We start from the raw sequence: 12,471 nt of genomic DNA, 5'->3' as shown, positions 1-12,471 counted from the left end.
CGCCAGGCCCGGATCGCACGGACTCTTCCTACTGAAAGTAGGACGCGCTCTGGTAGCACCACTGACGCCTGACGAGGAATCATCTCCCTCGCGACACCCAGAACAATACCAGCCCCACACCCACACACCGAACCCCCGCCAACCCCCACCCCAAAAGCAAACAAGGCCCGGCACCCTTTGAAAGGCACCGGACCTCATCCGACAATTGGAGCGCCAGGCCCGGATCGCACGGACTCTTCCTACTGAAAGTAGGACGCGCTCTGGTAGCACCACTGACGCCTGACGAGGAATCATCTCCCTCGCGACGAGAAGTACAGTACCAGCTCCGTGATCAGGCACCGAACCGGAGGCGAACCCCGCATGACGAGCGCTCAACCCGAGGCCATCCCGTACGCCGACGGGCGGCTGATGGACGTGCACCGCCCGCCCGCCGGCACCGTCGGGCCCGCGCCCGTCGTACTGCTGTGGCACGGCCGGGGCCCTGACGAGCGCGACGTGCTGCGGCCGCTCGCCCGGGAGGCCGCCGGGCTCGGCCTGCTGGTGCTCGTCCCGGACTGGCGCTCCGACCTGCCGGACGGCGGCCGCGCCGAACTGCTCGCCTCGCTCGCCCACGCCCGCCGCACCGCCGCCGCGTACGGCGGGGACCCGGACCGCCTGGTCCTGGCCGGCTGGTCACTGGGCGGCCGGGAGGCCATAGCCGTGGCCACTCACCCGGACACCCCCGCCGAGCAGCGTCCCATCGCCGCCGTCGGCATCGCCTCCAGCTACGCCCGCCCGGCGATCACCACCGGGGACGCCCCCCTCGACCTGCTGGCCGAGCAGCCCTCTCCCGTCCCGCTCTGGCTGGTCCACGGCACGGAGGACGGGGTGCTGGACATCGAGCACACCCGGCAACTGAGCGCTGCTCTGACAAAGCAGATGTCGGCGGTACGGGTTCTCGAACCCGCCACCGACCACGCGGGCGTCGTCATGACCGTGTACGACGCCGAGGCCGACCGCTGCCTCCCCACCACCGCCGAAGCCGTGCTGCTCGCCGGCCGCCGGACCGCCGCCGTCCTCGCCGAGGCGGCCGGGCTGTCGTAGGTGGCCGGGCTGTCGTAGGCGGGCGGCGCCACGGGCGGGCGCGGCCTACCGCCCCCCGACGAGGGAGCGCAGGCCGTGGCCGCGTTCCATGGCCTCCAGGTCGCGCTGCAGCGGCGGCCGGGGGACGGCCAGGACGGGGCAGCTCGCGTGCCGGACGCAGTAGGCGGCTACGGAGGGGCGCAGCGCGCGGGAGAGGCAGCCGCGGCTGCTGCCGGCGCCGAGGACGAGCAGGTCGTCGGGGTGGTCGGCGAAGCGGACCAGAGTGTGTCCGGTGTCGCCGCGGACGGCCTGGCAGCGCAGCCGGACTCCGGCGTAGCGGCCGGCGAAGGCCTCGTCGAGGGCTTGCCGGAGCCGGGCGACGGCGGCGTCGCGGCCTGCGGTGATGGCGGCCGGGCAGGGTGTGCGGCGGTAGCCGATCTCTTCGCCGGGTGAGGTCCAGCAGAGGAGGGCGAGGACCTCGGCGTCCGTGCGGTGGGCTTCGGCGACGGCGTGGTGGAGGGCGGCGAGGCTGCCGAGCGAGCCGCTGACGCCGACGACGATCCGGCCCGCGCGGTCGGCCCGCTCCGCTGCCTCGTCCGCGCCGGATATCTCGCTGTCCGCCATGGTTCGCCCCGCCTCTCGGTCCGTACCGCCGTGCCGTGCTGTCGTCCTCCAGCAAAGCGGGCCGGCACCGCACCTCCGGCGCCCGTTGACACGCCTCTGACGCGCGCGCGGGCGTTCCGTACGTGTCCCTGATGCTCCGGGGCCGCTACGGCGTGGAGCAGCTCGCCTACGCCCCGGGTGGTTCGGCTTCCCAGAGGTCGGCGAACATCCGGTCGAGGTGTTCCTCGCCGATCGGGGGGACGGGCAGCGGGTGGATGGCCTGGGCGCGGAAACCGTCGAGGAGCAGGGCGAGGTAGCGGCGCCAGAGGTCGGGGCGCAGGTCGGTGGTGGCGGGCAGGGCGCGGCAGAGCGGGCCGAGCAGGAAGAGCAGGTCCATGGCGACCACGTCGCGCCGCATGGTGCCCTGGTCCTGGGCGCGGGCGATGAGGGCGCCGACGGTGGCGGCGTTCCGGCGGCTGATCTCGATCATGCCGGGGATGGTGGGGATGGCCTGGGTGACGAGGTCGTTGATGCCCCGGTCCGCGGCGACGAGTTCGAAGATGCGCTCGAAGTAGCGTTCGAGGGCGGTCCAGGCGTCCGCGGCGGCGAGGGCTTCCTCACCGGCCCCGGCCAGGCCGACGGCGGCGTCGGCGAACACCTCGCCGATCAGCGCCTCACGGGTCGGGAAGTGGCGGTAGAGGGTGGCGTTGCCGACGCCGGCCTCCTTGGCGATCTGGTCCAGCGGGACGTCGAGGCCGTGCCGGGAGAACATGCCGCGGGCGGCGGCGAGCAGCAGATCGCGGTTGCGCTGGGCGTCGCGCCGGAGCCGTCCCGGGGGGTTCGCGCTGCTCGGTGCCATGTCCCGACCCTAGCAATCCCGGGGGCGGGCGGTCGGGGGGCGGTCAACTACCCTACGGAGGCGTTGATTCCGCACGGGGTCCGCGGCGGCCCGCGAGGGGCCGCGGTGAGTCGAGGGGGCGGCCATGGCCGAAGTGGTGGAGTTGCGGTACTACCCGGTGAAGGGGTGTGCCGGGGTCGAGGTGGCGCGCGCGGAGCTGACTCCGGCGGGGCTGGCCCACGACCGGGCGTTCATGGTGGTGGACGAGGACGGGGTGTTCCGTTCCCAGCGCCGGGACCGCCTCCTGGCCACGGTCCGCCCGACGGTCGGGGAGGACGGCCGCCGGCTGACCCTTGACGCCCCGGGCGTGGAGCCGGTGACCGTCACCGTGGACACCGAGGGCCCGCGCCGGGCGGTCCAGCTGTTCGGCGCCCCGTTCTTCGGGATCGACCAGGGCGAGGAGGTGGCCGACTGGCTGTCCGGGGTGCTGGGTGTCCGCAGCCGGCTGGTCCGGGTGCCGCCGGAGCACGACCGGGTGTCCGACGGGCTGGTACCGGGCACGTCCGGCTACGCCGACAGCTGCGCGGTGCACCTGCTGTCCCGTGCGTCGCTGGAGCGCTTCAACGCGCTGAGCGGCGGACTCCCCATGTCGGTGGACCGGTTCCGCCCGAACGTGGTGGTGGACGGCTGGGACGAACCGCACACCGAGGACCTGACCCGCCGGATCACCGTGGGCGGCGCCGAGTTGGCCTACGCCAAGCTCGCGATCCGCTGCTCGGTGACGCTGGTCGACCAGTCGACGGGCGCCAAGGCCGGTCCGGAGCCGCTGCGGACGCTGGCCGGCTACCGCCGGGCGGCGGGCGGCGGGGTCGCGTTCGGCAGCAAGTTCGCGGTGCTGCGGCCCGGCACGCTGCGGGTCGGGGACGAGCTGGTGGTGGACGCCTGGGGGCCGTCCGAGCTCTGAGGCCGGTCGCGGCGGGCCGCCGGGGCGGGGGTCGCCCCTGGCATTCCTGCGGGCCCGGCGGCCCCGGCGGAGACGTGCGCCGGGGCCGGGAGGGGCGTGGGGCGCGTGTCAGCAGCCCTGGTCGATCAGCGAGAACGTGACGTAGTGGTCACCGGTGTAGTAGTCCTCCTGGGTCGCCTGGCCGGTGATGATCCGGCGGGTGCCGCGGGTCGGGGCACCGGGCGTGATGACGGTGTACTCGTGGTAGTAGCCGTAGGACTGGCCGGGCAGGACGTGCTCCCTGTTCTGGAACACGACGCCGTCCTGGGAGTACGGGAACGGCCCGTCGGTGGCGATCAGGTTGAGGGTGTCGGTCGCCTCGGGCGGGAGGGTGGACAGACACACCGTGCCGCTCACGTCGGCGTGCGCCTCGGTGGCGACGGCGACGGGCGCGAGGGTCATCAGGGCGACGGCGGTGACGGCGGCAGCGCGGGTCTTCCACGCGCGTAGAGTGCGGGTCATGTCCACCAGTGTGACCAGCCACCGACAACTCCGGAAGCCCTGCGACAAACTATTAACCGACGGGTAACTCACCTGCCTGACCAGCGACTTGAGCCGTATCCCGACCCCGGCCCGAGCCCCGCCGGCGCCGTCCACGAACCGCCCGGACACCCCATGGGTCGACCGCCGTCGAACTAGCGACCTGACCGCTGTCGGCCTCCTCACAGCTTCCTCACGTTCGCTCCCCGCTCCAGTCGCGCCGCATAGAGTGACGGATCATGTCGGGCCGGAACGACCGCTGACGGGGTGGGCATGAACACGGGGACAACGGGCACGGGCACGGACACGGGAGCGCACCCGAGCCCGAGTGCGGGAACGGGCACGGGAACGGGCGCGCCGCTGACCGCGCGGCAGCTGATCGGACTGCTGGTCGACCCGGGCGCCTTCCAGGGCTGGGACGAGCCGCCGACCGAGCCGCCCGCAGGCCCGCCCGCCGACCCCGGCTACCGCGCCTCGCTCGACCGGGCCCGCGCACGCACCGGTCTCGACGAGGCCGTCCTCACCGGCGCCGGCCTGGTCGGCGGGCGACCGGTGGCGCTGGTCGCCTCCGAGTTCGGCTTCCTCGGCGGCTCGATCGGCGTCGCCACCGCCGAGCGGATCACCCGCGCCGTCGAGCGCGCCACCGCCGAGCGGCTGCCGCTGCTCGCCCTGCCCGTCTCCGGCGGGACGCGCATGCAGGAGGGGTCGGCGGCCTTCCTGTGCATGCTGCGGATCACCGCCGCCGTCCAGGCGCACCGCGCGGCCGGCCTCCCCTATCTCACCTATCTACGGAACCCGACCATGGGCGGGGTCTTCGCCTCCTGGGGCACACTCGGCCAGCTGGTGTTCGCCGAGCCGGGCGCCCGGCTCGGCTTCCTCGGCCCGCGCGTGTACGAGGAGCTGCGCGGCGTGGAACTGCCCCCGGACGTGCAGCGGGCGGAGACGCTCGCCGGGCGCGGTCTGGTGGACGCCGTCGTGCCGCCGCAGGAGCTGCGCGAGCTGGTCCGCCGCACGCTCGCCGTCCTCGCCACCACCGCGCCCGCCCCGGGCAGCGCGGACGCCGGCGGCACCGGCGCCCCCGGCCCCGACCCCGGCCCCGACAAGACCGCCGACGAGACCGCCGAACACCCCGACGCCTGGGATTCCGTGCGCCGCACCCGTCGCCCCGACCGCCCGGGCACCCGCGAGCTGCTGCGCCACACCGCCGAGGAACTGGTGCTGCTGGACGCCCCCGGCGGGCGGGACGGCGCGCTGGTCCGCGCCCTCGCCGTCCTCGGGGGTCGGCCGGTGCTGGTGGTCGGCCAGCAGCGGCAGACCCCGGAGCACGAGCGCCCGTTCACCGCCGCCGACCTGCGGGCCGTCCGGCGCACCGCGCGGGTCGCGGAGCAGCTGGGGCTGCCACTGGTCACGGTCGTGGACACGGCCGGGGCCGAACTGTCCGCGCAGGCCGAGCTGGACGGGATCGCGGTCGAGATCGCGCACTGCCTGACCACCCTGCTGGCGCTGCGCACGCCCGTCCTGGCGGTGCTGCTCGGCCAGGGCTCGGGCGGCGGCGCGCTGGCGCTGCTCCCGGCCGACCGGGTGCTCGCCGCCGGGCACGCCTGGCTGGCGCCACTGCCGCCGGAGGGCGCGTCCGCGATCGTCCACCGGGACGGCGGGCACGCCGCCGAGCTGGCCCGCTCCCAGGGCATCGGCGCGGGCCACCTGGCGGAGGTCGGGCTGGTGGACGAGGTGGTCGAGGAGCGGCCGGACGCGGCGGACGAGCCGGAGGCGTTCTGCGCACGGCTCGGACGGGCGGTCGGTGCCGCGCTCGGCGGGCTGGCGGCGCTGCCGGAGCCGGACCGCCTCGCGGCGCGGGCCCTGCGTCACCGCCGCCTCGGCGATCTCCGCTGAACGTCGGCGACCGCCGCTGAACCCCCGGTGGGGGCCGTCGATCTCCGCCGGGGCCCGACGGTCTCCCCCCAGGTCCCAGCGGGTGTGGCGCCGGTCTCAACGGGGCCGAGATCGTCTGTACCCAACGTGCCGGCCGCAGACCGGCGGGTGACGGCCGCAGCGGCCCAAACGGTGAGTGCGCTCACACCGGAATGCGGTCCACGACGGGCGATAGTGGCAGCTTCCGGGCACCCGCGCCACAGCCTGCCGACGGGGTGTTCGCACAGGTCACGACCGGTCGGCGCGCCCCGCGCAGCCGACCCTTCGAAACCACGGCGGCCGCCCCCCGTACGACCGGGGGTCGTAACAAGGGGGTCTTGGCGGCGCCCGATCCGGCATGCCAACAATGGCTCAGTCGTCAGCCGCACCGGCACCTGTCCCGCCGGTAGCGACTTACTGCCAGGTCACGCCCCACGACCGTTTCGGCCCCTGTCCGGCCGTGGTCCAAGGCGGGGCGTGACCCGGCCCAACCTGATTGAGGTCCTGTTCTTCATGCCCACTTTCAAGCTCCGTATGCGCACTTCCGCCGCGATTCTCGCCGGCGCCGCCGGTCTGACCGCCCTGGGCGCGGGTGTGCTGCCCGCCACCGCGAACGCCGCCACCCTGTCCCCGCAGGCCGTGGCCGCCCAGATCGTCCCGGCGAACCAGCTGGCCTCCTTCAGCCAGATCATCGCCCACGAGTCCAGCTGGAACGTGACCGCGACCAACGCCAGCTCGGGCGCGTACGGCCTGGCCCAGGCGCTGCCGGGCTCCAAGATGGCGACGCACGGCTCCGACTGGAAGACCAACGCGACCACCCAGATCAAGTGGGCGCTGGACTACATGAACACCCGCTACGGCAGCCCGAACGCCGCCTGGAACTTCTGGCAGGCCAACCACTGGTACTAAGCCGACCACCTCGGCTCACCGGACTCCACCCGCATCCTGACCACTCCCCCCTCACCCCGGGGGTCGGACAGGGATCACCGGGGTGACCCCAGAGGGCCCGGGCCCGCGCGATCCGCGTGGCCCGGGCCCTCTCGTGGTTCGCGCACACCTCTCGCAGGTCGCGCGGCGCCTCCCGCCGTTCGCCCAGCCCGCTCCCCGGCTCGCCCAGCCCGCCCCCGCCGTTCGCCCCGCCTTCTCCTGGTTCGCCCAGCCCGGGCCACCCGCCGCTCAGAGCTCGCCGGTGAGCCCGAGCAGTTCCCGCATCCGCGCGTACTTGGCGGCCAACCGCTCGGCGGTGGCGGCGTCCAGCGCGGCCAGCCGGGCCGGGTCCGAGTTGTGGGCGAGGTCGGCCCGCTTGACCAGCAGCGCGCCCGGCGTGGCCAGGACCCGCGCGGTGTACGCCTCGACCGGCTCGTCGGGGCGGCGGGTGAGCGCGTCCACGATCGTCTTGGTGGCCCCGGGCAGTGCGGCCCCCGCCAGCCACTCCCGGCTCAGCCGGTCGTCCTCGACGGTGTCGTGCAGCCAGCCCGCCGCGATCTGGGCGTCGCTGCCACCGCGCGCGGCCGTCCCGTGCGCGACCGCCGCGATGTGCTCGCCGTACGGGTGGCCGTTCTTGTCGACCTGCCCCTCGTGCGCGCGGCGGGCGATCGCCTCCACCTCGGCCAGGCTCAGGTACTCGGGTTCCATCGGCGCGTTCTCGGGCTCCATCGGCTCATCGTAGGCCCGTGGTCTGCCCGTTCACGCTCACTGGTTTACTGCCCCGGGGCGGGAGACCCCCGGCCCACCCGGCAGACCGTCCGAGCGATCCGAGGAACCATGCCATCCCTGCACCCCCTGCTGTCCGGATTCGCCCCGATCTGGGCGCTGACCGGGATCGGCTACCTGGTCGGCCGGACCGGGCTGCTCGGGCCGCACGCGGAGCCGGTGCTCAACCGGTTCGTCTTCCACGTGGCGATGCCGGCCTCGCTGTTCCTGATGATCGTCCGCACCCCGCTGGACCACTTCGCCAACCCCTCGATGCTCGCCTTCACCGCCGGCACCGTCGTCTCGATCGGCCTCGGGCTGCTCGCCGGGCGCCTGCTGTTCCGGCGCAAGACCGGCGAGTTGGCGATCGGCGCGATGGCCTGCGGGTACGTCAACTCGGCCAACCTCGGCATCCCGGTGGCGATGCAGCTCCTCGGCGACGCCTCCTTCGTCGCACCGGTGGTGCTGTTCCAGATCCTGGTCGTCACGCCCGCGGTGCTGGCCGTCCTCGACGGCGGCGCGGCCGGCCGCCGGGCCCTGCTCACCCTGCCGCTGCGCAACCCCATCCTGTTGGCCACCGCGCTCGGCGCCGCCGCCTCCGCCGGCGGGCTGCACCTGCCCGCCGAGCTGAACCGTTCCTGCGAAGTGCTCGGCGGCGCCGGCGTGCCGACCGCCCTGGTCGCCCTCGGCATGTCGCTGCACAACCGCCCGCCGGCCACCGGCCGTTCGCGCCACGCCGAGGTCGGGCTGACCGTCGCGGTCAAGACCCTGATACAGCCGCTGGTCGCCTTCGCGGTGGCCGGCCCGCTGCTCCACCTCCCTGCGCACCAACTCCTCACCGTGGTGCTCTTCTCCGCCCTGCCCACCGCGCAGAACGTCTACGTCTACGCCCGCGAGTACGGGCAGGGCACCGGGCTCGCCCGGGACTCGGTGCTCTGGTCGACCCTGGCGTCGATGGCGACCCTGTCGGTGATCAGCTGGTCCCTCGCCGCGTAGCCGGAGCCTTCCGGAGAGGTGACGGCCACCCGTACACGGCACGACAGTTGTCACCCGCGAGCCGTACAAAAGCGGGGAACCGGGGCCCTCGCCGGGCTCCCGGTGGAATGCTGGCGGCCATGAGCCAACCGGACCTTCGTTCCGCAGAGTTCCACCACTGTCCGTCCGTCGTCACGCTGCCGCAGACGGACGTGGACCACTACAACACCGTTCCGCGCGGTGCCTTCCTGATCGATCCGCGCCTGCGCTGCGACCTCGCCGGCGGGCACGGCGGCACCCATTCCGCGCTGGTCCAGGGCGTCGGCTTCGACCTGCACTGGGCGTCCTGGCCCGAGTACCTGGTCGAGGTCGGGCCGCGCTGCCCGGCCGTCGGCCCGCACGAGGGGCCGGAGCCGCCGCGCGACCCCAACATCTGCCTGCTGCGCGAGGACCACCCCGGGCCGCACTACGGCGAGACCTGGTTCTGACGCCCCGCCGGTCACTCCACCAGACCGGTGATGCCCGCCGAGTCCAACCGCAACGCCTTCCCGAGCCGGCCCGGGGGCACCACCCGGCCGGCCCGGGAGGCGCCCAACAGACGGATCAGCGCCCGCAGACCGGTCGGGTGCCTCCTTACACCCCCGCGGAGGCCCATCATGTCCGCCCGCACCACGCCCTCCCCCACCCGCACCGCCGCCTTCCTCACCGCCTACGACGCGCTGCTGGCCCGCTGGCCCGTCCCGGTCGAGCACCTCACCGTCCGAACAGCCCACGGCACCACCCGGATCAACGCCTGCGGCCCTCCCGACGGCCGCCCCCTCGTCCTGCTGCACGGCGGCGGCGCCACCTCCACCATGTGGTTCGCCAACGTCGCCGCCTGGACGGCCGCCGGGCACCGCGTCCTCGCCCCCGACCTCATCGGCGACCCGGGCCGCAGCGTCCACGACGGCGCCCCACTCGCGGGCGTCCCCGGGCTGCTCGGCTGGCTGGACACTGTCCTCGACCAACTCGACCTCCCCCGGGCCGACTTCTGCGGCCACTCCTACGGCGGCTGGATCGCCCTGGAGTACGCCCTGCACGCGCCCGCCCGGGTCGGCCGGCTCGCCCTCCTCGATCCCACCCAGTGCTTCGCCGGCTTCCGCCCCGACTACCTGCTGCACGCCCTGCCGCTCTTCCTCCCCCGCCGCACCGCCGCCCGGGCCCGCTCCTACCTCGACTGGGAAGCCGGCGACGGCCCCCACCCGGACCCCGGCTGGCGCGAGGTCTACGCCCTCGGATACGCCGACTTCCCCGCCACCCGCGTCATCACCGGCCCCCGCCCCGGCCTCGACCGGCTGCGCTCCCTCACCACCCCGACCCTCGCCCTGTTCGCCGAACACAGCCGCACCCACCACGCCCCCCGGATCGCCGAGGCCGCCCGCCGCGCCCTGCCCGAGGCGACGGTCGCCGTCCTGCCGGGCCTCTCGCACCACCACCTGCCCATGGCGGGCGCGGCGGAGGTCAACGCCCGACTGACCGGATTCCTCGCCGCCTCCCGCGGCTGACGGCGGGGCCGTTCGGACGGCACGGACGCCACGCCCGCGCCGAACTGGCCCGGCCGCTGCGCGCAAGCCGCCGGCGACGGATTGGCCCGAACTCACCAGTGTCGCCAAATCCCTTGTACCGCACTCGACTTGGCGCTGGCAGACTGGCGTCGCCACGTCGGCCCACCACTCCCTGGAGCAGCCATGCCCACGTTCGTCCGACGCCTCGCCCCCGCAGCGGTGCTCGCGCTCACCGCGCTGGCCGCCACCCCGGGCAGCGCGTTCGCCGTGGACCGCGACGGGCCGGCCGTCGCCGCCTCGGCGGGCGAACACCCGGGGCTGACCTGGACCGCCCTGGAACAGCGCGCCGGTGTGGTGCACGTCGGCACCGACGGCGCCAGCAACCCCTACCTCGGGGACACCTCCGCCGACACCGAACTGCCGGTGCTCTGCCTCCACCAGGACGGCCGCCCGGCCCCCACCGGGATCCCCACCGCCGGCTTCCACAGCTGGGCGGGCGGGGAGGTCGCCGCGACGGCCCCGACGGCCGGGTCCGACCTGACCAGCCGGGACGACGCCGACGGGCTCTGCGAGGACTCCTTCGGCGCCGGCTGGCGAATGGCCGAGTTCCACGACGGGCAGGGCTGGTCGCTCTGGGCGGCCGGCACCCTCCCGGCGGGCACCCGGTTCTGGACGGCGATCAACGACCAGCCGGCCAACCCCTGGTCCTGACGCCCGCGCGGCCCCGAGCCGCCCCGCGCAAGCGCGGCGGCGGCGACGGGGACGGGGATCAGTAGATCAGGTACCCCGGGCGGTGTCCTTCGTCGTCGATCTCCCCGGTGGCCTGCGCCCGCAGCTTGCGGGACAGCTCCTCCAGGGCGCGGGAGGCCGCGACCTCCTCACCGATCCTGGCGAGCGGGCGGTCGTCCGTGCTCTTCATCGACTCCCCGTGGGCGCGCAGGCCCGGCGCCCGCGCACCGGTCAGCCTGGCCTCGCACGCCGTGTGCACTCCGTCTTCCTCGAAGCTCAGCTCCACGTCCCACTGGTTGTGCATGCCACACCTCCTGGCAGCGGCCCCTTCGCGCCTGTCCGGACCGGCACGGACGGTGAGCCGTGGCGGCCGCTCACACCAGCGTGCGCCCGTCCGGCCCATGGCGGCAAGCGGGCCCGGCCCGGGGCTGCGGGCCCGGCCCCCGGAACCAGCTCCCCCGCCCCGGAGCTCCCGGCCCTGCCTGCTCCCTGCCTGCTCCCCGCCTGCTCCTCGCCGCCGACCGGGCCCCGCCGCCGACCCGGCGGTACGCTGACGAAAGCGCGCCGCGACCGCCGACCGAACCCGGACCCGCCGGCGCGGCGCGGGCAGTGACAACCGGGTGGTCCCTCCGTGGCGGTCTTCCTCCTCGCCCTCGGCGCCGCCTGCTGCCTGGGCCTCGGCTTCGTCCTCCAGCAGCACGCGGCGCAGCGGGCGCCCCGTGCCGACCTGCTGCACTGGCGGCTGCTCCTGGACCTGATGCGGATGCCCGAGTGGCTGCTCGGCACCGGGTTCATGGTGTGCGGACTGATCCTGTCCGCGCTCGCCCTCAACCAGGGCGAAGTCTCGCTCGTCGAACCGCTGCTCGCGACCAACCTGCTGTTCGCCATGGCGCTCTCCCGGGTGCTGACCCGCCAGACCCTCGGCCGCTCGGGCTGGGCCGGGGTGCTGCTGCTCGGCCTCGGGGTGACGGCGTTCATCGTGGCCGGCCGGCCCACCGGCGGCGGTGCGCCCGCCGGGGAACTGCGGCACTGGCTGGTGGTCGGCACGGTGGTCGGGCTGACCCTGCTGCTGGTCTCGCTGGCCCGGCGGCTGCCGCTGTTCGAGGAGGCCACCCTGCTGGCCCTCGCCGCCGGCCTGCTCTACGGCCTCCAGGACGCGCTGACCCGCACCACCACCCAGCGCCTCGACCACAGCGGACTGGACGCGGTGCTGCGCAGCTGGCAGCCGTACGCGGTGGTGGCGGCGGGCGTGGTCGGGCTGCTGCTGGTGCAGAGCGCCTTCGAGGCCGCGCCGCTGCGGATGTCCCTGCCGGCGCTGACCGCCGCCCAGCCGCTGTCCGGGATCGCCTGCGCGGTCGGCTTCCTCGGCGACCGGCTGCGGGTGACGCCGGGTGCGCTGGCCTGGCAGTCCGCCGGACTGCTGGCCATCGTGGTCGGGGTGATCGTGATCGGCCGCCACCCGGCGATGCCGGGCAGCGTCCGCGAAACCCTGGAGGGCGTCGGGGCGCCACCGGAGGACGAGCGGCCCGCGGAAGGCCCCAGGAGCCGTCCGGGAAACAGTCCGGCCGAGAACCCGAACGACCCGGGGCACAGCTCCGGGGCCGGAGCGTAATTCGCTTGACCGGGCCACGGGT

13 protein-coding genes and 1 tRNA gene are annotated in these 12,471 nt (G+C 74.7%); 9 read left to right on the top strand and 5 right to left on the bottom strand.

Annotated features, from left to right (window positions below; translation table 11 throughout):
- Positions 1 to 880: 880 nt before the first annotated feature.
- Positions 881 to 956 (top strand) — tRNA-Val (locus ACFWPI_RS16420).
- 172 nt (positions 957 to 1,128) lie between these two features.
- Here ACFWPI_RS16420 and ACFWPI_RS16415 read toward each other — a convergent pair.
- The gene (locus ACFWPI_RS16415; protein WP_063350253.1) at positions 1,129 to 1,686 is read right to left on the bottom strand and encodes a universal stress protein; all 558 of its coding nucleotides are present in this window, start codon (positions 1,684 to 1,686) and stop codon (positions 1,129 to 1,131) included.
- A gap of 166 nt (positions 1,687 to 1,852) precedes the next feature.
- On the bottom strand, positions 1,853 to 2,524 hold the full coding sequence (locus tag ACFWPI_RS16410) for a TetR/AcrR family transcriptional regulator (protein WP_063350252.1): 672 nt from the start codon (positions 2,522 to 2,524) through the stop codon (positions 1,853 to 1,855).
- 124 nt (positions 2,525 to 2,648) lie between these two features.
- On the opposite strand from ACFWPI_RS16410, the gene ACFWPI_RS16405 reads away from it, so the two are divergent.
- Complete coding sequence (locus ACFWPI_RS16405) at positions 2,649 to 3,467, top strand: MOSC domain-containing protein (protein WP_380370338.1); 819 nt, start codon at positions 2,649 to 2,651, stop codon at positions 3,465 to 3,467.
- 108 nt (positions 3,468 to 3,575) lie between these two features.
- Here ACFWPI_RS16405 and ACFWPI_RS16400 read toward each other — a convergent pair whose 3' ends face one another.
- A complete protein-coding gene (locus tag ACFWPI_RS16400; protein WP_063350250.1) occupies positions 3,576 to 3,968 on the bottom strand; it encodes a ribonuclease in 393 nt (130 codons plus the stop codon).
- A 291-nt stretch (positions 3,969 to 4,259) separates the two neighbouring features.
- Here ACFWPI_RS16400 and ACFWPI_RS16395 point away from each other — a divergent pair, with 291 nt between their 5' ends.
- Both ACFWPI_RS16395 and ACFWPI_RS16390 read left to right on the top strand, forming a co-directional pair.
- Positions 4,260 to 5,879 (top strand): carboxyl transferase domain-containing protein, encoded by a 1,620-nt coding sequence (locus tag ACFWPI_RS16395; RefSeq protein ID WP_380370340.1) that lies wholly within the window; start codon positions 4,260 to 4,262, stop codon positions 5,877 to 5,879.
- 552 nt (positions 5,880 to 6,431) lie between these two features.
- Entirely contained in the window at positions 6,432 to 6,806 is a 375-nt protein-coding gene (locus ACFWPI_RS16390; protein ID WP_244293519.1) for a transglycosylase SLT domain-containing protein, read from the top strand.
- Positions 6,807 to 7,073: 267 nt separating this feature from the next.
- Here the strand turns inward: ACFWPI_RS16390 and ACFWPI_RS16385 are convergent, their stop codons facing one another.
- Positions 7,074 to 7,553: an HD domain-containing protein gene (locus ACFWPI_RS16385; RefSeq protein ID WP_380370343.1), complete on the bottom strand. Its 480-nt coding sequence runs from the start codon at positions 7,551 to 7,553 to the stop codon at positions 7,074 to 7,076.
- Between the two features lie 108 nt (positions 7,554 to 7,661).
- Here ACFWPI_RS16385 and ACFWPI_RS16380 point away from each other — a divergent pair, with 108 nt between their 5' ends.
- From ACFWPI_RS16380 to ACFWPI_RS16365, 4 genes are all read left to right on the top strand, one after another.
- On the top strand, positions 7,662 to 8,585 hold the full coding sequence (locus ACFWPI_RS16380) for an AEC family transporter (RefSeq protein ID WP_380370346.1): 924 nt from the start codon (positions 7,662 to 7,664) through the stop codon (positions 8,583 to 8,585).
- Between the two features lie 119 nt (positions 8,586 to 8,704).
- Positions 8,705 to 9,052, top strand: a complete 348-nt coding sequence (locus tag ACFWPI_RS16375) for a hypothetical protein (RefSeq protein ID WP_159398553.1) — start codon at positions 8,705 to 8,707, stop codon at positions 9,050 to 9,052.
- 168 nt (positions 9,053 to 9,220) lie between these two features.
- Positions 9,221 to 10,108 carry an alpha/beta fold hydrolase gene (locus ACFWPI_RS16370; RefSeq protein WP_380370348.1) on the top strand — a complete coding sequence of 296 codons (888 nt, stop codon included), beginning with the start codon at positions 9,221 to 9,223 and terminating at the stop codon, positions 10,106 to 10,108.
- A 183-nt stretch (positions 10,109 to 10,291) separates the two neighbouring features.
- Positions 10,292 to 10,819 carry a hypothetical protein gene (locus ACFWPI_RS16365; protein ID WP_380370351.1) on the top strand — a complete coding sequence of 176 codons (528 nt, stop codon included), beginning with the start codon at positions 10,292 to 10,294 and terminating at the stop codon, positions 10,817 to 10,819.
- A 58-nt stretch (positions 10,820 to 10,877) separates the two neighbouring features.
- Here the strand turns inward: ACFWPI_RS16365 and ACFWPI_RS16360 are convergent, their stop codons facing one another.
- A complete protein-coding gene (locus ACFWPI_RS16360) occupies positions 10,878 to 11,141 on the bottom strand; it encodes a dsRBD fold-containing protein (protein ID WP_063350242.1) in 264 nt (87 codons plus the stop codon).
- Between the two features lie 327 nt (positions 11,142 to 11,468).
- Between ACFWPI_RS16360 and ACFWPI_RS16355 the strand changes: the two genes are divergently transcribed.
- Entirely contained in the window at positions 11,469 to 12,449 is a 981-nt protein-coding gene (locus tag ACFWPI_RS16355) for a DMT family transporter (RefSeq protein WP_380370354.1), read from the top strand.
- The last annotated feature ends 22 nt before the right edge of the window (positions 12,450 to 12,471 follow it).

It is taken from the genome of Kitasatospora sp. NPDC058492 (assembly GCF_042720685.1).
Classification (GTDB): Bacteria; Actinomycetota; Actinomycetes; order Streptomycetales; family Streptomycetaceae; genus Kitasatospora.
Note: the sequence above shows the minus strand (reverse complement) of the source record. Positions and strands in the feature narration are given on the sequence as shown.